This window comes from Desulfuromonas acetexigens (assembly GCF_900111775.1).
GTDB lineage: Bacteria > Desulfobacterota > Desulfuromonadia > Desulfuromonadales > Trichloromonadaceae > Trichloromonas > Trichloromonas acetexigens.
Map to the genome: position 1 here is coordinate 39256 of NZ_FOJJ01000008.1, position 19644 is coordinate 58899.

General features: G+C 60.9%; 19 protein-coding genes. 13 read left to right on the forward strand and 6 right to left on the reverse strand.

The features are described from left to right. Positions 1-64 precede the first annotated feature (64 nt). From uppP to BQ4888_RS05765, 3 genes are read left to right on the forward strand one after another with little or no spacing between them, the layout of a single operon-like run. On the forward strand, positions 65-856 hold the full coding sequence (gene uppP, locus BQ4888_RS05755; RefSeq protein ID WP_092054852.1) for an undecaprenyl-diphosphatase UppP: 792 nt from the start codon (positions 65-67) through the stop codon (positions 854-856). A gap of 12 nt (positions 857-868) precedes the next feature. Further along, the gene (locus BQ4888_RS05760) at positions 869-3154 is read left to right on the forward strand and encodes a DNA translocase FtsK (protein ID WP_092054855.1); all 2286 of its coding nucleotides are present in this window, start codon (positions 869-871) and stop codon (positions 3152-3154) included. Positions 3155-3156: 2 nt separating this feature from the next. Next, positions 3157-5436 (forward strand): GspE/PulE family protein, encoded by a 2280-nt coding sequence (locus tag BQ4888_RS05765; RefSeq protein WP_092054858.1) that lies wholly within the window; start codon positions 3157-3159, stop codon positions 5434-5436. 238 nt (positions 5437-5674) lie between these two features. Here BQ4888_RS05765 and BQ4888_RS05770 read toward each other — a convergent pair whose 3' ends face one another. Next, positions 5675-6208, reverse strand: a complete 534-nt coding sequence (locus BQ4888_RS05770) for a hypothetical protein (protein WP_092054861.1) — start codon at positions 6206-6208, stop codon at positions 5675-5677. Positions 6209-6612: 404 nt separating this feature from the next. Between BQ4888_RS05770 and BQ4888_RS05775 the strand changes: the two genes are divergently transcribed. From BQ4888_RS05775 to BQ4888_RS05805, 7 genes are all read left to right on the forward strand, one after another. Further along, entirely contained in the window at positions 6613-7197 is a 585-nt protein-coding gene (locus BQ4888_RS05775; RefSeq protein WP_092054864.1) for a 4Fe-4S dicluster domain-containing protein, read from the forward strand. Further along, positions 7194-8084, forward strand: a complete 891-nt coding sequence (locus tag BQ4888_RS05780; protein WP_092054867.1) for a CoB--CoM heterodisulfide reductase iron-sulfur subunit B family protein — start codon at positions 7194-7196, stop codon at positions 8082-8084. The genes BQ4888_RS05775 and BQ4888_RS05780 overlap by 4 nt, the downstream gene beginning before the upstream one ends. Positions 8085-8179: 95 nt before the next feature. After that, positions 8180-10177 (forward strand): CoB--CoM heterodisulfide reductase iron-sulfur subunit A family protein, encoded by a 1998-nt coding sequence (locus BQ4888_RS05785; protein WP_092054870.1) that lies wholly within the window; start codon positions 8180-8182, stop codon positions 10175-10177. Positions 10178-10262: 85 nt separating this feature from the next. Next, positions 10263-10766 carry a hydrogenase iron-sulfur subunit gene (locus tag BQ4888_RS05790; protein WP_092054900.1) on the forward strand — a complete coding sequence of 168 codons (504 nt, stop codon included), beginning with the start codon at positions 10263-10265 and terminating at the stop codon, positions 10764-10766. Positions 10767-10850: 84 nt separating this feature from the next. Further along, positions 10851-11798, forward strand: a complete 948-nt coding sequence (locus tag BQ4888_RS05795; RefSeq protein ID WP_092054873.1) for a 4Fe-4S dicluster domain-containing protein — start codon at positions 10851-10853, stop codon at positions 11796-11798. A gap of 49 nt (positions 11799-11847) precedes the next feature. Next, positions 11848-12855: a 4Fe-4S dicluster domain-containing protein gene (locus BQ4888_RS05800; RefSeq protein WP_092054903.1), complete on the forward strand. Its 1008-nt coding sequence runs from the start codon at positions 11848-11850 to the stop codon at positions 12853-12855. 71 nt (positions 12856-12926) lie between these two features. Next, positions 12927-13772, forward strand: coding sequence for an FAD/NAD(P)-binding protein (locus BQ4888_RS05805; RefSeq protein ID WP_092054876.1), 846 nt, complete (start codon positions 12927-12929; stop codon positions 13770-13772). An 88-nt stretch (positions 13773-13860) separates the two neighbouring features. Here the strand turns inward: BQ4888_RS05805 and BQ4888_RS05810 are convergent, their stop codons facing one another. The 5 genes from BQ4888_RS05810 to BQ4888_RS05830 all read right to left on the reverse strand — a co-directional run bounded on the left by BQ4888_RS05810 (position 13861) and on the right by BQ4888_RS05830 (position 16193). Beyond that, positions 13861-14115 carry a Txe/YoeB family addiction module toxin gene (locus BQ4888_RS05810; RefSeq protein ID WP_092054879.1) on the reverse strand — a complete coding sequence of 85 codons (255 nt, stop codon included), beginning with the start codon at positions 14113-14115 and terminating at the stop codon, positions 13861-13863. Then, on the reverse strand, positions 14112-14366 hold the full coding sequence (locus tag BQ4888_RS05815) for a type II toxin-antitoxin system Phd/YefM family antitoxin (RefSeq protein ID WP_092054882.1): 255 nt from the start codon (positions 14364-14366) through the stop codon (positions 14112-14114). The genes BQ4888_RS05810 and BQ4888_RS05815 overlap by 4 nt, the downstream gene beginning before the upstream one ends. 97 nt (positions 14367-14463) lie before the next feature. Further along, the gene (locus BQ4888_RS05820) at positions 14464-14862 is read right to left on the reverse strand and encodes a type II toxin-antitoxin system VapC family toxin (protein ID WP_205748050.1); all 399 of its coding nucleotides are present in this window, start codon (positions 14860-14862) and stop codon (positions 14464-14466) included. Further along, positions 14850-15074 carry a type II toxin-antitoxin system Phd/YefM family antitoxin gene (locus tag BQ4888_RS05825; protein WP_092054885.1) on the reverse strand — a complete coding sequence of 75 codons (225 nt, stop codon included), beginning with the start codon at positions 15072-15074 and terminating at the stop codon, positions 14850-14852. The genes BQ4888_RS05820 and BQ4888_RS05825 overlap by 13 nt, the downstream gene beginning before the upstream one ends. A 96-nt stretch (positions 15075-15170) precedes the next feature. Then, positions 15171-16193 carry a TPM domain-containing protein gene (locus BQ4888_RS05830; protein WP_170232970.1) on the reverse strand — a complete coding sequence of 341 codons (1023 nt, stop codon included), beginning with the start codon at positions 16191-16193 and terminating at the stop codon, positions 15171-15173. Between the two features lie 116 nt (positions 16194-16309). On the opposite strand from BQ4888_RS05830, the gene BQ4888_RS05835 reads away from it, so the two are divergent. The 3 genes from BQ4888_RS05835 to BQ4888_RS05845 all read left to right on the forward strand — a co-directional run bounded on the left by BQ4888_RS05835 (position 16310) and on the right by BQ4888_RS05845 (position 19532). Beyond that, a complete protein-coding gene (locus BQ4888_RS05835) occupies positions 16310-17845 on the forward strand; it encodes an SDR family oxidoreductase (RefSeq protein ID WP_092054891.1) in 1536 nt (511 codons plus the stop codon). Positions 17846-17925: 80 nt separating this feature from the next. Beyond that, entirely contained in the window at positions 17926-18294 is a 369-nt protein-coding gene (locus tag BQ4888_RS05840; protein ID WP_170232971.1) for an HVO_A0114 family putative DNA-binding protein, read from the forward strand. Positions 18295-18896: 602 nt separating this feature from the next. Next, on the forward strand, positions 18897-19532 hold the full coding sequence (locus BQ4888_RS05845) for a hypothetical protein (protein WP_140396596.1): 636 nt from the start codon (positions 18897-18899) through the stop codon (positions 19530-19532). Positions 19533-19644: the final 112 nt, after the last annotated feature.

Here is a 19644-nt window from a genome sequence, read left to right on the forward strand (position 1 = left end):
AGCCGGAAAAGACGGATGCGGTCCGTCCCCGACATAAAACCAACTTACCGAATCAAGGATTTCCATGACGCTGCTGCACGCTGTTCTCCTTGGCCTGATTCAAGGCATGACCGAATTTCTGCCGGTTTCCTCCTCGGGACACCTGGCCATGACCCAGCACATGCTCCCCGGCTTCGAGCAGCCGGGCATTCTCTTCGACGTGCTGCTGCACCTCGGCACCATGCTGGCGGTGGTTCTCTATTTCCGCCGCGACCTCGCAAACCTGCTGAGTTCTCCCTTCCGCAAGGACGAGGAGGCGGTCCTGCACCGTCGACTGCTGCTGCTGCTCATCGCCGGTTCGGTGCCGACGGCCATTATCGGATTGACCTTCAAAGACTATTTCGAGGGGATGTTCGAGAACATCCCGCTGGTGGGGCTGATGCTGCTGGTCACCGGCTCCGTGCTCTTCGTTTCGGAAAAATTCCGGCGCGGAAATCGCAAGGAGAAGGATCTGACGTTCCTCGACGCCCTGGTGGTCGGAACCGTTCAAGGTTGCGCCATCATCCCCGGCATCTCCCGCTCCGGCTCGACCATCGCCGCGTTACTGCTGCGGGGCGTCGACGGTGAGACGGCGGCGCGCTTCTCCTTTTTGCTGGCGCTCCCCGCCGTTCTCGGCGCGGCTCTCCTCTCCTTGCGCGACCTGCACGCCGTCCCCGCCGGGGAGTTCCCCCTCTATCTGACGGGAACCGCCGTCGCCTTCGCCGCCGGCATGCTCTCCATCCATTTTCTGCTGGCGGTCATTCGCAAGCGCCGGCTCTTCGCCTTCGCCCTCTACTGCTGGCTGGCGGGCAGCCTGGCTTTGACCCTCACTCTGTAATCGGACGCGCTAATGCCTCAGAACAAACCGCCACTGATCCGGGAACATCTGCAAAAGGAGATCGCCGGCGTCCTCTGCCTCGCCGTCGGGATCTTTATCCTGCTCAGCCTGGTGTCTTTTCATACGTCGGACCCCTCCTTCAACAACAACATCACCTCTGCCACTATCCGCAACTGGGGGGGGGTGGTCGGCGCCAATCTCGCCGATCTGCTCATCCAGATTTTGGGGCTGGTCGCGCTGGTGCTGCCTTTGGCCTGCTTTCTCTTCGCCTGGCGCCTGCTCAAGTTCCGTTCGGTCAAGGTGCGCCTCTACAAAGGGGGGGCGATCCTGATGCTGATCCTCTCCCTGGCCGGACTCATCGCCCTGCGCTTTCACGAGGTCGTCATTTTCGGGCAGCGGATCGAGGAAGCCGGCGGCGCCGCCGGACGGCTGCTGGCCGAGGTCCTCTCCCGTTATCTGAATGTCACCGGCGCCGGCATCTTCCTCTTTGTCTTCTTTCTCATCTCCCTCATGCTCGGCGCCCGCTTTTCGATGGTGCTCTTTCTCGAAGGTATGGCCACCCGAGTCGGCGGCCAGATGGAGCGCCGCCGCGAGCAGCGTGCCGCCGAACGGGAACTTCGCGCCCGCAAACGCAAGGAGAAACAGGAGCAGCCGACCATCATCGCGCCGCCAGTGCGTCCGACCCTGGAGGTAACGCCGCCGGCGAAAAAGAAGAAACGCAAGGACGAGCCCCCACCCGAGCAGGAAGCCTTTGAGTTTCTCGAACCTTCGGGCACCTATCACAAACCCTCCCTGTCGCTGCTCGCCCACGAGGGGGAGGCTCCCCTCCCCATCGACCGCGACGCGCTCATGGCCAACGCCAAGATTTTGGAGAGCAAGCTCAAGGATTTCAACGTCGACGGCGAAGTGGTCGAAGTCAAGCCGGGGCCGGTGGTGACCATGTACGAATTTTCCCCGGCACCGGGGGTGAAGGTCAACAAGATCGCCGGCCTCTCCGACGATCTCTCCATGGCCCTGCGCGCTCTCTCGATCCGCATCGTCGCCCCCATTCCCGGGCGCGGCGTGGTCGGCATCGAAATCCCCAACAAAGAGCGAGAGACGGTCTACCTCAAGGAGATCTTCGAGTCGGAAGAGTTCCAGAAAACCGGCGGCAAGCTCCCCATGGCTCTGGGCAAAAACATCTTCGGCCGCACCGTCGTCTCCGATCTGGCGAAGATGCCGCACCTGCTCGTCGCCGGTTCCACCGGCAGCGGCAAGTCCGTCTCCATCAACACCATGATCCTCTCCCTCCTCTATCGGGCCACCCCCGAGGAGGTGCGCATCATCATGGTCGACCCAAAGATGCTGGAACTCTCCATCTACGAGGGGATTCCCCACCTGCTGCTGCCGGTGGTGACCAACCCGAAGAAGGCCGCCCTGGCGCTGAACTGGGCGGTACGGGAGATGGAGCGGCGCTATAAGCTGATGTCCGACAAGGGCGTGCGCAACATCGACGGCTACAACAAGAAGATCGCCAAGGAAGAAAAGGACAAGGCCGAGCTTAAGGCCCAGGAAAAGCTCATCGTCGAACCGGTGGAGGTGGAGGAGGATGAACTGCCGCCGGTGACCATCGAAGAGGGAGAAGAGCTGGAGCACGGCCACCTCCCCTATATCGTCGTCATCGTCGACGAGCTCGCCGACCTGATGATGGTCGCCGGCCGGGAGATCGAGGAATCGATCGCCCGCCTCGCGCAGATGGCCCGGGCCGCCGGTATTCACCTGATTCTGGCCACCCAGCGGCCGTCTGTCGACGTCATCACCGGCCTCATCAAGGCCAACTTCCCAACCCGAATCAGCTTCAAGGTCTTCTCCCGCATCGACAGCCGCACCATCCTCGACCAGATGGGGGCGGAAACCCTGCTCGGCATGGGCGATATGCTCTTTCTGCCGCCGGGAACCGGTGCCGTGCAACGGGTGCACGGAGCCTTCGTCTCCGAACTGGAAGTGCAGCGGGTCGTCGATTTCCTCAAGAAACAGGGGACGCCGGAATACGACAAATCGATCCTCGCCGCGCCTCCCGCCTCGGACAATGGCGGGGATGGGGAGGAAGAATATGACGAGAAGTGGGACGATGCCCTGGCCCTGATCGCGGATACTCGCCAGGCCTCCATCTCCATGCTGCAACGGCGGCTCCGTCTTGGCTACAACCGGGCGGCGCGCATGATCGAGAAGATGGAGCAGGAAGGAATCGTCGGCCCCTCGGACGGCACCAGCCGCCCCCGCGAAGTCTTTGTCAACAACATCCAAAGGCCTGACTGACTATGCGCGAAGAACGGATCACCCTGAAATTCATGGATGGGGAAGAACTCACGGCCACCCTGGCCGAAAGTTTCGACCCAGGCAAAAACGACGTCGAGGTTCTGCTGGAAGATACCGACATCCGCCTCGGCTATCCCCTGCCCGATTTGATCTGTATCCTTTTTCACCGGGACCCGTCGAGCGGCGAGCTGCCTCCGGCCAAATTCGACGCCATGGAGGAAGTGGAAACGATCAGCGGTGTGCGCTATCAGGTGAACATCCCTCCCCGCCAGGAAATTTCTGGGGGCTTCTTCGCCGTCCCCGTCGATACCGGCAGCCCCTGGCTGCGCATCTTCTTCTGCAACCATGGCATCAAGGACCGCAAAAATCGCAAGTTCCTCGGCGATTTTCTCGAAGCCAAGGGGCTGGTTTCCCCCGACGAAATGAAAGAAACCCTGGAGGTGCAGCAGAAACTGCGCACCCGTCGGGTCGGAGAGATCATCGCCGAACAGAACGACATTCCCCAGGAGACCATCGACAAGACCGTGGCCAACGCCACCGACCGGGGGCGGGCGCTGGCCAAGGCCCGTATCGGCGACATCCTCGTTGCCGCCGGCCTGGTCACCCGGCAACAGGTCGAGGAAGCCATCTCCACTCAGAAGGATGGCAAGAAAAAACGCATCGGCGAACTTCTCATCGATCGCGGGCTCATCACCGAGGATCAGTTGCTCAATGCCTTGGCGGAAAAATTCCGTCTGCGCCACGTCGATCTGGAGAAGATCGTTCCCAGCCAGGCGGCCCTGGCGACCCTGACCGGGGAGATCGTTACCCGCCTGCAGGTGCTGCCCATCGAAAAAAAGAACGACCTGCTGGTGGTGGTCACCTCCTCCCCCACCGACCCGAATCTCATTGACAGCCTGCGCTTCAGCGCCAACTGCCGCATCGAGTTGGGCGTCGCCACCCGCGCCCAGATCGCCAAGGCGATCGAAGAATATTACCCCGCGGCCACGGCGCCCAAGGACGATGTCGGCACCCTCATCGGCGAACTGGCCGAAGAGGTCGTTACCGTCGAGGAGGAAGTGGAGGAGAACAGACTCTCCGAGGCGGACAGCCAGATCATTCGCCTGGTGAACAACATCCTGATCGACGCCTATCAGAAAAACGCCTCGGATATCCACTTCGAACCGGGGATCGGCAATGCGCCTTTTCGTATCCGCTACCGTATCGACGGCGTCTGCCGCGTCGCCCACCAGGTCTCCGCGACCTTCAAACAAGCGATTCTTTCTCGCCTGAAGATTATGTCGCGCCTGGATATCGCCGAACGCCGGCGGCCGCAAAGCGGCAAGATCATGATCCGCTCGGGCAAGCGCAATCTCGAATTCCGCCTGGAGATCACCCCCTCGGTCGGCGGGCAGGAAGATGCCGTGCTCCGCCTGCTCGCCAACGCCAAGGCGTTGCCCCTGGACGACCTGCGCTTTTCCGCCGCCAACCTGAAGAACTTCAAGGACTGCCTGGCCAAGCCCTACGGCGTGGTCCTCTGTGTCGGTCCCACCGGCTCGGGGAAGACGACCACCCTCCATTCGGCCCTGGGGCATATCAACACCCCGGACCGCAAAATCTGGACCGCCGAGGATCCGGTGGAAATCACCCAGGCCGGCCTGCGCCAGGTGCAGGTCAACGCCAAGATCGGTTTCACCTTCCAGGCGGCGCTGCGCTCCTTCCTCCGTGCCGACCCGGACGTCATCATGATCGGCGAGATGCGCGACGCGGAAACGGCGAAAACGGCGATCGAAGCCTCCCTCACCGGCCATCTCGTCTTCTCCACCCTGCACACCAACAGCGCCCCGGAAACGGTTGTGCGCCTCATCGAAATGGGCATGGACCCCATCAACTTCGCCGAGGCAATGCTCGGGGTCCTCGCCCAGCGCCTGGCCCGCAAACTCTGCAACGAATGCAAGCAGCCCTACCATCCGGGGCGGCAGGAGTATGAGGATCTGGTGCTGCACTATGGCAAGGAGTGGTTTGAACTGCACAACATGCCCCCCTACAGCGAGAACCTCACCCTGATGCGCAAGGTCGGCTGCGACCGCTGCGAAGGCTCGGGCTACTCGGGACGTCTGGGAATTCACGAACTGCTGATGGGGACGGAAAACCTCAAGCGCGCCATCAAGCGCCAGGCCACCGCCGAGGAACTGCGGCACATCGGCCTGGAAGACGGCATGACCACCCTGAAAATGGACGGCCTGGCCAAGATCTTCATGGGGATCACCGACCTCGAACAGATTCTGCGCGTCTGCCTCTAACCCCCCATAAGCGAGGCTGATCAAAAATGCCCAGATGCAAGGCGGACGAAATCCTGAGGAATAAGGCGTACCTGAAAGGTACGTCGTTGACGAGGGATGAGGACAACGCCGCAGATGGGCGTTTTTCATCAGCCCACGAACAAAAAACGACCCCCCATCCGGTCATTTGCCGGACGGGGGGTCGCGATTAAACCGACTATTTAATCCGCCTCATTGGCCCTTGCCAAGAGGCCGAAGGCTACATTTGCGCCAGCCGGCGATGGCGTTCGATGGCGGCTTTCTCCTCACGCACGGCGGCGCGACAATGAATCAGGACGCCGACATACTCCAGGCTCAGCAACAGCGCGCCAACCGCGAAAACCGCCCAGAAATTCACCTCCAACGCCCCTGCGTAGAAATAAAATCCGTAAAAACACGAGACATAACCGAGCATCGACCAGCCGCGATAACGCTCGCCGCCATCGACGATGCGCGGCATGGCCAGCACCAGCGCTGAAAAGCAGTAAATCACCAACGCCAGGCTGATCAGCGAAACAGGGGGCGAAGGACCGAGCAGGTCGAACATTTTCGGCGAGATAAGCACTGTCGACGCCGGCGCGGCATAGATGCCGGCGCTGAGCAGGGCAAACAGGGTCAAGCCCCAGAGCCCCTGGCGGGAACGGGCCTGCAAGCCGACGATACGCTCCCGGCATTGCTCCTCGAAACCCGCCACATAGCTGTTCGGTCCGTTGAAGTCCTGCAAACAGGCTGTCTCTTCCCCATGCATGGTCATAATTCCTCCTGCTGTTGTGCCTGAGTCAAAAATCCCCGAAGATAAAATTCCTCTTATTTTTCAAGTCATTTGCGTTCCTCTTGGCGGTTCATTAATGCACGGACAGTGCCAAACTCAAGTATAACCTGAGCTTTCAGAGCCGCATTTATCAGCGTTCATCTCAGACACCTCGAGCTGACGAATAAGTGACCGGCCTACTCGTTTCTACTACTCAAATGAGAATAAAATTTACTTGAATTTAAATTTTACCTCAGAATGCATGAAAAAAATCTTATTTGACAAAGGACTAAAACGGCGTTTATATACGAAAAAACAGTAAAACACTTACTATCACAGAAAAAGGATAAACCCTCTCAGATCGCCGGCCCAAACAACTTTTTTAGTTTTACTAAATAGGCGTCGCCATGAAAAACTCTAAAATGACCCTCTCCGCCGAAACGATGAATCTCGACTTCGTGCGCAAGGTGGAAAAGCTCTCCGGCAGCTCGGTGAGCCGTTGCTTCCAGTGCGGCAAATGCTCGGCCGGCTGCCCGATGCGCTCCTACATGGAACATCCCCCCAACCGCATCGTCCGCCTCCTGCAGTTGGGACAATTCGAACGGGTACTGGCCGGACGCTCCATCTGGTACTGTGCCTCCTGCGAGACCTGCACCGCCCGCTGCCCGAACAAGGTCGACCTGGCGGCGATCATGGACGCCCTGCGCAAGTGCTCCTGGGATGCCAAAGGGGCGTCCAAGGAATCGTTGGTGCAACTGGCCAATAAAATCTTTCTGGAAAATATTCGCACCTACGGCCGCCAGTATGAAATGCGCCTGGCGGCGGTCTTCAATCTGCAAAGCGGTAAGCTGCTCAAGGATTTCATGCTCGGCCCGAAGCTGATGAGCAAGGGCAAGCTCAAGATGTTTCATCAGAAAAACAAGAACATCAAAGAGATCGAAAGGATCTTCCGGCGCATTGAAGAGTTGCGCGAAAAGGGAGAAGCGCTGTGACCCCGAGCAAGCCTGTGTTGAGCTATTCCTACTACCCCGGCTGCTCGCTGCACGCCTCGGCCAAAGAATATGACGAGTCGACCCGGGAACTCTTCCGGGTGCTGAAGATCGGCCTGAAGGAAGTGCCGGACTGGTTCTGCTGCGGTGCCACCCCCGCCCACAATGTGGATGAACTCCTTTCCCTCGCCCTTTGCGCCAAGAATCTCGTTCTCGCCGAGCAGGTCGAGGGGGACATGGCGGTGGCCTGCGCCTCCTGCTTCTCCCGCCTGAAGACCGCCCAACACCGGCTCGGGGAGGATGAAGAGAAGCGGCGCCAGGTCGAATACGCCATCGACGGCAAATTCGACAAGAGCAAGCCGGTCAAGCACCTGCTGGAGATTCTCGCCAAGGATTACGGTCTGGAGCAACTGGCAGCGGCGGCGAAGAAACCGCTCGCCGGGTTGAAAGTGGCCTGCTATTACGGCTGCCTGCTGACCCGCCCGCCGGAAGTGCCGGAGTTGGACTGCGTCGAGGCGCCGACGATCATGGAGCGGGTCATCGCCGCTGTCGGCGCCGAGCCGGTGAGCTGGAGCCATCGCCTGGAATGTTGCGGTGCCAACTTCACATTGTCGCGCCCCGGTGTGGTCATCAAGCTTTCCGGCGATATTCTCGCCTCGGCTCGGGAGGCGGGGGCCGACTGCGTCATGGTCGCCTGCCCCCTGTGTCACGGCAATCTCGACATCCGCCAGCAGGAAATCGAGGAAGCCACCGGCCGTCGCTTTAACATGCCGATTTTCTACATGACCCAGCTGCTCGGCCTCGCCGCCGGAGTCCCGCCCGGCAAACTCGGCCTCGACAGCATGATCGTCGACCCGCTACCGCTGTTGAAGAAAAAGAACTTATTTTAGGAGACTGAAGGCTGAAGTCCGAAGACTGAAGGGAGAAACTATCGACTTTTCCTTCAGTCTTCGGACTTCAGTCTTCAGCCCCAAAAGGTTTCCTTATGTCCCGAATCGGCGTTTTTGTCTGCCATTGCGGTGAGAACATCGCTCGCACCGTCGACGTGGAGCGGGTGGCCGAGGCGGCCCGCGGCCTCTTCGGCGTCGCTTACGCCACCGACTATAAATACATGTGCTCCGACCCCGGCCAGAGCCTGCTGAAAAAGGCGGTGGCCGAGCACCGGCTGGACGGCGTGGTGGTCGCCGCCTGCTCGCCGCGCATGCACGAAAAGACCTTCCGCAAGGCAGTCCAGGCGACGGGCCTGAATCCTTACCTCTGCGAAATGGCCAACATCCGCGAGCACTGTTCCTGGGTCCACGAAGACCGGGAAGAGGCGACGGCCAAGGCCATCGCCATCGTCACCATGCTGGTGGAGCGGGTCAAGCGCAACAAAAAGCTGGCACCGATCACCGTGCCGGTCACCAAGCGGGCCTTGGTCATCGGCGGCGGCATCGCCGGCATCCAGGCGGCCCTCGATATCGCCGACTGCGGCCACCAGGTAGTATTGGTGGAGCGGGAGCCCTCCATCGGCGGGCACATGGCCCAGCTCTCCGAGACCTTCCCGACCCTCGACTGTTCCCAGTGCATCATGACCCCGAAGATGGTCGACGTCGTCAACCACCCCAACATCACCCTGCACACCTATGCGGAAATCGAGCAGGTGGACGGCTACATCGGCAACTTCGCGGTGAAGGTACGCAAGAAGGCGCGCTCGGTCGATATGGCCAAATGCACCGGCTGCGGCGTCTGCATGACCAAATGCCCGCAGAAAAAGATTCCCAACGCCTTCGACCGCAACCTGGGGACGCGACCGGCCATCTATGTCCCCTTCCCCCAGGCGGTGCCCAACACCCCGGTCATCGACCGGGAACACTGCACCTGGTTCCAGTCCGGCAAATGCGGGGTCTGCGCCAAGGTCTGCGGACCCGGAGCCATCGACTACACCCAGCAGGATGAGTTCATCGTCGAGCCGGTCGGAGCCATCGTCGTCGCCACCGGTTTCAAGCTCTACGACATCAGCGAAAAACCGAAGGGTTCGGCGATCAAGGGCTACGGCGAATTCGGCCACGGCAAGATTCCCGACGTCATCGACGGCCTCACCTTCGAGCGGCTGGCCTCGGCCTCCGGCCCCACCGGCGGCAAAATTCTGCGCCCTTCCGACGGCAAAGAACCGAAGGCGGTCGTCTTCATCCAGTGCGTCGGCTCCCGGGCGCGGGAAAAGGGGATCTCCTACTGCTCGAAAATCTGCTGCATGTACACCGCCAAACACACCATGCTCTACAAACATAAGGTGCATGACGGCCAGGCCTACGTCTTTTTCATGGATGCCCGCACCCCCGGCAAGGGCTACGACGAGTTCTGGCGGCGCTCCATCGAGGAGGAGGAAGCGGTCTACATTCGCGGCATGGTCAGCCGCCTCTACCAGAAGGGGGATAAGGTGGTAGTGATGGGGAGCGACATCTCCGTTGGCATCCAGGTGGAGATCGAGGCGGATCTCGTCGTGCTGGCCACGGCGGTGCAGCCCCGCGAAGGCGCCGACCAGCTCGCCCAGAAGCTGGGCATCTCCTACGACCAGTACCATTTCTACTCGGAGGCCCACGCCAAGTTGCGGCCGGTGGAGTGCGCCACCGCCGGCGTCTATCTCGCCGGCGCCTGCCAGGGGCCGAAGGATATTCCCGACACCGTCAGCCAGGCGAGCGCGGCAGCGGCCAAGGTGATGACCCTCTTCGCCAGAGAGCAACTGGAGCGGGAGCCGATCGTCGCGACCGTCAACGAGCGCTTCTGCGTCGGCTGCCTCGCCTGCAAAAAGGTCTGCCCCTACGGCGCGGTGGAAGAGAAAGAAATCCGCGACCGCCAGGGCAACCTGATCAAGGTGGTGGCCTGGGTCAACCCCGGCGTCTGCGGCGGCTGCGGCACCTGCCAGGCGACCTGCCCCTCGAAATCCGTCGAACTCGACGGGTATACGGACGAGCAGATCATGGCGCAAATCGAGGCTCTGTGATCTTGGTGATGTAGGGGCGCAGCATGCTGCGCCCGCCTATGCCCCAAAAACAAGGCGCAGCATGCTGCGCCCCTACGAGGACCAGATGCACACCGAAAAACACCATCACGCCTTCGAACCGAAAATCGTCGCCTTCGTCTGCACCTGGTGCACCTATGCCGGGGCTGACCTGGCGGGGACCAGCCGCATGCAGTACCCGCCCAACGTGCGGGTGGTCAAGTTTCCCTGCACCGGGCGCATCGACCCGGTCTTCATCCTGCGCGCCTTCCAGAAGGGGGCCGACGGGGTGCTGGTTTCCGGTTGTCATCCCGGCGACTGCCACTACATGGCCGGTAATTTCCACGCCCGCCGCCGCTTCGCCGCCTTTCGCGCCCTCCTCGATTTCGTCGGCGTCGACCTCAACCGCCTCCAATTCTCTTGGGTCTCGGCGGCGGAAGGGGGCAAATGGGTCGAGGTGGTGACGGAACTGACCGAGCGGGTGCGCGAGATGGGGCCGATGCGGGAGTTTCTGGAGTTGGAGATGGAAGAACACTGGTCGGCGCTACCGACTGCACCGGAACTGCAAGCAGCGTACAACGCCATCCCGTAGGGGCAGGACCCCGTGCCTGTCCAAAATCCGGAACCATAGCCAATAGGGCGAAACCAGAATTCGCCCCGACCAAGGCCTGACGAAATGAACCAAACCGCACAAAAAGCCGAGTCGGCCCCGCTGGTGGATGAAACCTATTACGCCGCCGTAACCGAGGCGATCCGCAACGAGGCGGCACGGCTGCTGCAGGAAGGTGCCGTCGCCGCCGTTATCGGCTACGTCGCCGGTCGCCGCGCCGGGACCGCCCTGCCGGCGGTCGTCACCACGCCGGAGCGGACCGCCGAGTTGATCTTCTCCCCCGCCTGCCGCAACAACCTTAGCCTCTATCTGACCAAGGCCAAGCAGGATGCCGTGCCCACGGGGAGACTGGCGATCATCGTCAAGGGCTGCGACCTGCGCGCTCTGGCCGGGCTGCTGGGGGAATCGCAGGTCAAGCGCGAAAAACTCCATATCATCGGTATCGCCTGCGCCGGAGTCTTCGCCGCCAATGCCGACCAGAGCCTGCCGCTGAGCGCGGAAACCATCGCGAAAAAGTGTCGGGAATGCACCGTCCAGCTGCCTGCGGAGGTCGACTTCACGGCGGGAGCGCTGCCGACGCTGCCGCGACTCACCCCCGTCGAGGCCGAGGAACTGGCCCGGCTGGAGGCCCTGACCCCGGCGGAGCGCTGGGCCTTCTGGAAGGAGCAGTTCTCCCGCTGCATCCGCTGCCTCGCCTGCCGTCAGGTCTGCCCCTTCTGTTTCTGCGCCCAATGCCTCTGCGACCGCAACCGGCCGCAGGCGGTGGAAAACTCGGTGCGGCCGGCGGGCAATCTGAGCTGGCACATCGTCCGCGCCATGCACCTGGCGGGGCGCTGCGCCGGTTGCGCCGAATGCGAACGGGTCTGCCCCATGGACATCCCCCTGAACCTGCTCAACCGCAAGATGGCCGAGGAGTTGAAGGAACGCTTCGATTACGAGGCGGGCCTGACGCCCCAGGAAAAGGGGCCGCTGACCAGCTACCAAGAAGACGACGACGAGTCGTTCATTAAATAATTCGTAAGGGCGCAGCATGCTGCGCCCCTACCGCCGGGACGACACCATCATGCCCAGAACCATCACCGCAGAAAACCTCCAGGCCCTTATCGACGCCCTCGTCGGCGCGGGGATAAGGGTGGTCGGTCCGAAACGGGTCGACACCATGACCCTCTACGCGCCGCTGACCCGGGGGGAGGAGTTGGAGCTAAGCGAACAGCCGCGCCGCTCGGCCAAGGAGACGTTCTTTCCGCCCTGCGAGGAGATTCTGAGCTTCGAGCGGCAGGGGACGAATACCAGCGTCCGCGATCCGGACCTCTCCCGCCTGCCGGCCACGGTGCTGATCGGCCCGCGCCCCTGCGACGCGGCGGCGCCGGAAATCCTCGACGCGGTCTTTTCCTGGGACTATCAGGATGACTTTTTTCTCGAACGACGGCGCAAGATGACCATCGTCGGCATCGCCTGCACCCGCGCCGATGACGCCTGCTTCTGCACGGCGGTCGGTCTGGCTCCCGACAACCGCGAGGGCTCCGACCTCTTCCTCATCCCGCTGGAAGGGGGCGGCTATGCCGCCGAGGCCCTGACCGACAAAGGGGCGGCCCTGCTGGAGCGCCACGGCGAACTCTTCACCCAGGCCGAAAGCGCGCCGCGCCTGCCCCTGGCGGAACCCCACGCGGCAGAATTGGACCTGGCAAAAATCAAGGATTGGCTGGACGGGCACTTCGAAAGCCCCTTCTGGCGGGAAATCGCCGCCCACTGCATCGGCTGCGGCGCCTGTGCTTTCCTCTGCCCGGCCTGCCACTGCTTCGACATCGTCGACGAGGGGAGCGAGGCCAAAGGCTGCCGGCGCAAATCCTGGGACGCCTGCGGCTTCGGCAAATTCACCCTGCACGCCTCCGCCCACAATCCCCGCGATGCCCAAGCCAACCGCTACCGCAACCGGGTTATGCACAAGTTCAAGTACTACCACGACAAGTTCGGCCGCACTCTGTGCACCGGCTGCGGCCGCTGCATCCGCGCCTGCCCCGTCGGCATCGACCTCGCGGCGGTGCTGGAAGACATTAACACTAAAGGATAAAGGTGCGAGGAACGAGGTTCGAGGAAAAGCTTATCCTCGGTCCTCGGTCCTCGTTCCTCGGACCTCAAAACATGCATTTTCCTGATAAAAACATCTACAAGCCTCATCTTGCCGTTATCGAGGCGACCATTGACGAGACCTACGACGTGCGCACCTTTCGCTTGGTCTTTCAGGACGAGCGCATCCGCGACAGCTTCACTTTCCGTTCCGGCCAGTTCGCCGAATATTCGGCTTTTGGTTACGGCGAGGCGACCTTCTGCATCGCCTCGTCGCCGACCCGCACCGGCGCCATCGAGTGCTGCTTCCGCGCCGCCGGGCGGGTCACCGAGGCGCTGCGGCGACTGGAGGTGGGGGATACCATCGGCGTGCGCGGTCCCTACGGCAACTCCTTCCCTATCGAGGAGTTTTACGGCAAGAATCTGGTCTTTGTCGCCGGCGGCATCGCCCTCCCCCCCCTGCGCACCCTGATCTGGAACTGCCTCGACCAGCGGGAGAACTTTGGCGACATCACCATCGTCTACGGCGCCAAGAGCGAAGCGGATCTGGTTTACAAACGGGAATTGGCGGAGTGGCAGGAGCGCGCCGACGTGCGTCTGGTGAAGACCGTCGATCCCGGCGGCGACGGCCCGGGCTGGGACGGCAAGGTCGGCTTCGTGCCGACGGTGCTGGAAGAGGCGGCGCCCGCCGCCGAGAACAGCATCGCCCTGGTCTGCGGGCCGCCGATCATGATAAAGTTCACCCTGCCGGTGCTGGAAAAACTCGGCTTCGCCGACGACGCCATCTACACCACCCTGGAAAACCGCATGAAATGCGGCCTCGGCAAGTGCGGCCGCTGCAACGTCGGCAACGTCTACGTCTGCAAAGACGGCCCGGTTTTCACCGCCGCCCAGGTCAAAGTCATGCCCCAGGAGTTTTGAGGAGAATCCCCTTCCGATACAGAAAAAGCCGGCCGCTCGGAGATGCACCGAGCGGCCGGCTTTTTTGTTATATCAGCGACCGACACTGTCAGTAATGGTAGCGACACTGAGCGATGAAAATCGCGTTCTCCGTGACTTTATAGACCAGACGATGCTCCCGGTCGATCCGCCGCGACCAGTAGCCGGCCCAATGGTGTTTGAGGGGTTCCGGATCGCCGATCCCGGTAAAGGGTTGCCGCTTGATCTCGGTGAGCAGCGTGTTGATCCGCTTCAGCGTCTTCTTATCCGTCTGCTGCCAGTACAGATAATCCTCCCAAGCCTTTTCCGCCCAGGACAGAATCATTCTTCAATCAACTCGTGCCGTTGCGCGCATCCAGCCTCGATTTCGGCGATGGCCTGATTCAGGCGCGCGGCATTTTTCGGGCTGGCCATCAGATAGGCGGTTTCTTCGTAGGCCTGAAAATCCTCCAGGCTGATGACCACGGCGGGCTTGCCGTTTTGGCGGGTAACCAGAACCGGCTTGTGATCGTCATTGACCTTGTCCAGGACACGGGCAAGGTTGCTTCGGAAAGACGAATAATTGATGGTGTCCATGGCGTTCTCCCTCTAAGTTTACGTACTCGAAATTGTACATGTACGCATAATTGTACGCAAGGGATTTATCGAAACGACAGACAACCTTGGCGGGAATTCACCAGAGAACTTGCGTGCCGTAGTCCCTAAAGACGGGGTCAACGGTCACCACCGGGTAGCCGGTGATGAAGGACTGGGCGATAAGCATGCGATCGAAGGGGTCGCGATGGGGACCGGGGAGAGAGCCGGCCCTGAGACTCTGCTCGATGGTGATGGGCAATTCGAGAAAGCGGGCCTTGCGCAGGTAATGGGGCAGTCTGTGCGGCACGTCGCCGGCTTCAGGCAGTTTGCCGAGCCGGGCCTTGGTGGCGATTTCCCAGACCGAGGCGGCGCTGACCCAGATCCGCCGCTCCGGATCGGCGATGGCCTGGCGGGCGCACTCGGAAAGATGCGGATCGTCGAACAGCCACCAGAGCAACGCGTGGGTGTCAAGAATCAGCTCACTCAGGCTTCCCACGACGCCAGCTCCTCCTCGGGCAGGGGCTCGAAAAAAGCCTCCGTCACCCGTCCCTTGGCCAATCCCGGCCGCCGCGGCTCGGCCTTTTCGAGGGGCATCAGCCGCGCCAGCGGCTTCCCCGCCCGGGCGATGACGATCTCCTCCCCGGCCGCCGCCGCGCCGACCAGTTCGGAAAGGTGGGTTTTCGCTTCGTGCAGATTGACAGACCGCATAGACTTACTCCTTTTTTCAACCAACTTGTTAAACCAAGTCTACAGCAAAGAGCCTTCCCGGTAAAGCGCAACATCTGGCCCCCTGCCCCCCCCTTCTCAGCGATAGGGAAAACCGTTCCCATCGAATTTGACATCGTCAAAGGCGAAGATGAATTCGTGATCGACGGCGCGGAAGAACCACTGGTTTTTGTGGTTGAAGCCGATCAGGCGGCTCATGGCGGCCATGTCCAGTTGCCAGCCTTCGGCCGATTGTCGCAACAGATAGGGGGCGGCCTGGCGGTTGTCGACGGGAAAGCGCAGTACGGCCAGATCGCCGGCGATGCGCTCCTCGACGGCGGGCAGGTTCGCTTCCAATCCCTTGCGTTCGTTATTCTGCTGAGCATCGGTTACCAGCCACTTGGCAAAAAAGGCACGCGTCTCCGGGGTATAGAGGCTGAGCTGCGGATCTTTCACCTGCTCGCGCAAGACTTCCAGATAGCGCTCCAGGGTCTGTCGCGGCGTCGGCTGGGCGACGAAACGGCCGCGATCTTCGACAAACCCCTTGGCTTCACTGCCGGAACCGATGGCCACAACACTGCGCGCCCCACCCCCGCCGCTCAGGTGCTCCAGCTTGACCGCCCCGCGATAGTCGGCGGGAACCTCCCCCAGCGCCCGCCCCACCAGCAGCTCCACCGTCGCCTCGATGCCGTCGGCCACCCGGCCGGCGGCGAAAAAGGGCGTCAGCTGTTCCCGTTCAACATAACCGACAAAGCCGTCGGGAAAGATTCCTTCCAGATCGTAGCCGATTTCCAGCCGTACCTGCCCGCCCCGAGGATCGACAAGCAGCAGCACCCCACGCGCCCCACCGGTGGGTTCCCCCAACCGCAACTTCTCGAACAGCTCGACGGCCGCCTGATCCAGATCGCCGGGGCTTTCATCCAAGATGGTCAAGTGGAAGTGGATGTCGAGATCCCGCAGCAGGTGGTCATGATAAGCCGTGAGGCGGCCGACCCGCTTCGGGGCGAGCAGCCCGGCACGGTCGTCGACCAAGGGCAGTTCCTGGCGGTTGGGGCAGCCAGTCAACAAGGTGACGAGCAACAAAAGGGGCACACAGGACAACGGGAACCGGGATATGCGCATCGGTTTTCTCCTTTGAAAAAGAACGGGCATTTTCCCGTCGTTGGTTGTAATTGTAGGCTCATCTGGAATAATTTCCAGTCTTCGAACCACCAACGAGAAACCGACAAGGAGCTTCCATGCCCATCGATCCGCAAACACCCGTCCTCGTTACCGGCGCCACCGGTTATATCGGTGCCCGCCTTATTCCCCGCCTGCTGCAAGCAGGCTACCGGGTACGTGCCCTGGCCCGCACCCCGGCCAAACTCCGCGACCGACCCTGGGCCAACGATCCCGGCCTGGAAATCGTCGCCGGCGATCTCTTCGACCGGGAGTCGATGATCCGCGCCTGTCAGGGCTGCCGCGCCGCCTATTACCTGGTTCATTCCATGAATCCGACCAGCCATGACTTCGCCGCCAGCGATCGCGCCGCCGCCGACAACATGGTCGCCGCCGCCGAAGCGGCGGGTCTGGAGCGGATCATCTACCTGAGCGGCCTCGGCGAGGATGCCCCCGATCTCAGCGAGCACCTGCGCTCGCGGGCCGAGGTGGCGAAGATTCTGCGCGCCGGCAAGACGCCGACGACGGTCCTGCGGGCGGCGATGATCATCGGCTCGGGGAGCGCCTCCTTCGAAATCCTCCGCTACCTGGTCGAGCGCCTGCCGGTGATGGTCACCCCGCGCTGGGTCGACACCCCCTGCCAGCCCATTTCCATCCGCAACGTCCTCACCTACCTGATCGGCTGTCTGGGCTGCGACGACACGATCGGGCAGACCTTCGACATCGGCCAGCCCGAGGTCGTCACCTATCGGCAACTGATGCGCATTTTCGCCGAGGAGGCGGGCCTGCCCCGCCGCTGGATCGTGCCGGTCCCGGTCCTCACCCCGCGCCTCAGTTCCTACTGGATCAACCTGGTCACGCCGGTGCCGGCGGCGCTGGCCCGCCCCCTGGCCGAAGGGTTGCGCAATACCGTGGTCTGCGGCGAAACCCGCATCCGCGAACTCATCCCGCAAGAGCTTCTCGACTGCCGCCAGTCGATCCGCGCCGCCCTCGAACAGTTGCGCGGGCAGACGGTGGAAAGTTCCTGGAGCGATGCCGGCGCCATCCCTCCGGCCGCCTGGAGCACCCCCGGCGATGCCTCCTGGGCGGGCGGCACCCATTACGACGACGCCCGCCAAATCCGCCTGGCCGCTCCCATCGATAAAACCTGGCGGGCGGTCTCCTGTATCGGCGGCGACACCGGCTGGTATTACGCCAACTGGCTCTGGTGGCTGCGCGGCCTGCTCGACCAACTGGCGGGGGGCATCGGCCTACGCCGGGGACGGCGCTGTCCCCTCGAATTGGCGCCGGGAGACGCCCTCGACTTCTGGCGGGTCGCCGAGGTCGACAAGCCCCAGCGCCTGCTGCTCGCCGCCGAAATGAAACTGCCGGGCAAGGCGCTCCTCGAATTCCGCCTCAGCGAAAGCGCGCCGGGAGAAACCCTCGTCATCCAGACCGCCCGCTACCTCCCCCGGGGTCTCACCGGCATCCTCTACTGGTACGCTGTCTGGCCCTTCCACAACTTCGTCTTCGACGGCATGCTCCGCGGCATCGCCCACAGCCTCGACGCAAAAATTCTGCAAGGCCCGGAAAAGACGAAGGATCCGGCAAAGGAAAGGCTGAAGGCTGAAGGCTGAAGGCTGAAGGAATTGAAAATCAATTGGTCTTTCAGGCCAAGCATCTTCCCCCCTAAAACACTTGGTCCAATATGCCAAACATGAAAGCCACTTTTAAAACCATCATCATCAAATCCCAGGAGCAGATGCTGAACGAATGCGCCGAAACGATGAACGCCGTGATGCGCGGCGAACCGGTCGCACCCCAGGAGCCGGAGTACTCTTTCACCAGCTTCGAGGCCTTTCGCAGGGCCATGACTCCGCAGCGTTTCGCCCTGCTCAGGCTCATCCGTGAAAAACGCCCCGACTCTATCAAGGAGCTGGCCGCCCTCGCCGGACGAGACATGAAAAACGTTTCCGAGGATGTCAAAATCCTGCTCGAAATGGATCTCCTCGAATTGGAAAAACGCGGAAAAACCAAGGCGCCCCGCCTGCACTACGACGGTTTTCGCCTCGAAGTCGCGGTCTGATTCACCCAAACGTCATATCCAGGGGCAGGCACAAAGGCCTGCCCCTGCCCCTACCTCTCCCACCATTCGCCCCGCCTGATGTCAACTTCCCCTCCGCTCGCCCTTCCAACACGCGCCGGCATACGGGGAGGTGCTACGAAGTGATCGGCTTATTCCGATGAAAACCATCCACCAATTATGACAGTCCCTGGCGATCCGGATGGGGATTTCTCACCTTGCAGGAATTGCGAGAGCAGGCAGACAGAGCCTCTTGCCTCCCAGATCTTCAATCCGAGATGTTTCGTCGGACGGCCAATAACCTTGACCGATGGCCAGAGTAGAGTCTAAATTGAAAATGTTTTATTTTTATGGATTAGTCGGAGGGATAGATGGTAGTCGGGATCGAAATTCAAACCTGTGGAAGGACCCAAACCGCTGCTGCCAGCATGACACTGGCGGCAGCGGTTTTTAATTTAAACTCCAATTTAGAACGGTCAATTTTAGGGAAAGCTTACGAGTATTTTAGCGTTTTTTGGCACAGGTTTACATTGTAATTTAGATGGCTAAATTGTTTTTCCAAAGATATTAGTTACTTATGATTAGTATTTGGTTTTGGAGGTGGGATGAGTTTGCCTGACATAAACTTTGTAAATATACGGCCCTATGATGGGAGCCGCCATTCTGGTTTTGAAGAACTATGTTCTCAACTGGCTTATCTGGAAACCCCTCCTGGTTATGAGTTTTATAGAAAAGGGCGCGGTGCTGATGCCGGGGTTGAATGTTATCACCGAAACCCCGATGGTTCGGAAGTTGGGTTGCAGGCGAAATATGTTTTTGAATGGGACGGTCTTGGTTCCCAGCTTGACGATTCAATCCGTACTGCTCTCGATAGACATCCTAATCTTAAAGAGTATGTGGTCTGCATCCCATTTGATTTGCCAGATGCCCGAAAAGAAAAAAGCAAATCCGCTCGTGGTAAGTGGGAAGACTGGCGCAAAAAGTGGCTTAAAAAGGCTGAGGATGAGGGTCGAGAGCTATCGATCACTCTATGGGGGAAGAGTGAACTGGTCGGTCGGTTGTCAAATGACAACGCTGTTTATGGCGGTCGGGTTTTATATTGGTTTGATATAGATGCATTTAACCAAGAATGGTTCATTGATCAGTTTGAAAAAACGAAAGCTGCGTTAGGTGCACGATACACGCCTGAGAGTAATGTTGAGTTGCCAATTCGTAAGAACTTTCTCGAGGGTGTAATTTAGTTTGTGTAAATGGCCATTCCGGGGTACACCAGCCCCCCACCCTCTGAGGAGCCCAAATGGCCATCGAAAAAGAACTTCTTGACCGCCTGTTTGCCGATTTCAAGTACACCAA

Excerpts from the sequence above, each read along its gene's own strand:
- uppP (WP_092054852.1), top strand. The coding sequence starts at position 65 with ATGACGCTGCTGCACGCTGTTCTCCTTGGCCTGATTCAAGGCATGACC.
- BQ4888_RS05760 (WP_092054855.1), top strand. The coding sequence starts at position 869 with ATGCCTCAGAACAAACCGCCACTGATCCGGGAACATCTGCAAAAGGAG.
- BQ4888_RS05765 (WP_092054858.1), top strand. The coding sequence starts at position 3,157 with ATGCGCGAAGAACGGATCACCCTGAAATTCATGGATGGGGAAGAACTC.
- BQ4888_RS05770 (WP_092054861.1), bottom strand. The coding sequence starts at position 6,208 with ATGACCATGCATGGGGAAGAGACAGCCTGTTTGCAGGACTTCAACGGA.
- BQ4888_RS05775 (WP_092054864.1), top strand. The coding sequence starts at position 6,613 with ATGAAAAACTCTAAAATGACCCTCTCCGCCGAAACGATGAATCTCGAC.
- BQ4888_RS05785 (WP_092054870.1), top strand. The coding sequence starts at position 8,180 with ATGTCCCGAATCGGCGTTTTTGTCTGCCATTGCGGTGAGAACATCGCT.
- BQ4888_RS05790 (WP_092054900.1), top strand. The coding sequence starts at position 10,263 with ATGCACACCGAAAAACACCATCACGCCTTCGAACCGAAAATCGTCGCC.
- BQ4888_RS05795 (WP_092054873.1), top strand. The coding sequence starts at position 10,851 with ATGAACCAAACCGCACAAAAAGCCGAGTCGGCCCCGCTGGTGGATGAA.
- BQ4888_RS05800 (WP_092054903.1), top strand. The coding sequence starts at position 11,848 with ATGCCCAGAACCATCACCGCAGAAAACCTCCAGGCCCTTATCGACGCC.
- BQ4888_RS05805 (WP_092054876.1), top strand. The coding sequence starts at position 12,927 with ATGCATTTTCCTGATAAAAACATCTACAAGCCTCATCTTGCCGTTATC.
- BQ4888_RS05810 (WP_092054879.1), bottom strand. The coding sequence starts at position 14,115 with ATGATTCTGTCCTGGGCGGAAAAGGCTTGGGAGGATTATCTGTACTGG.
- BQ4888_RS05815 (WP_092054882.1), bottom strand. The coding sequence starts at position 14,366 with ATGGACACCATCAATTATTCGTCTTTCCGAAGCAACCTTGCCCGTGTC.
- BQ4888_RS05825 (WP_092054885.1), bottom strand. The coding sequence starts at position 15,074 with ATGCGGTCTGTCAATCTGCACGAAGCGAAAACCCACCTTTCCGAACTG.
- BQ4888_RS05830 (WP_170232970.1), bottom strand. The coding sequence starts at position 16,193 with ATGCGCATATCCCGGTTCCCGTTGTCCTGTGTGCCCCTTTTGTTGCTC.
- BQ4888_RS05835 (WP_092054891.1), top strand. The coding sequence starts at position 16,310 with ATGCCCATCGATCCGCAAACACCCGTCCTCGTTACCGGCGCCACCGGT.
- BQ4888_RS05840 (WP_170232971.1), top strand. The coding sequence starts at position 17,926 with ATGAAAGCCACTTTTAAAACCATCATCATCAAATCCCAGGAGCAGATG.
- BQ4888_RS05845 (WP_140396596.1), top strand. The coding sequence starts at position 18,897 with ATGAGTTTGCCTGACATAAACTTTGTAAATATACGGCCCTATGATGGG.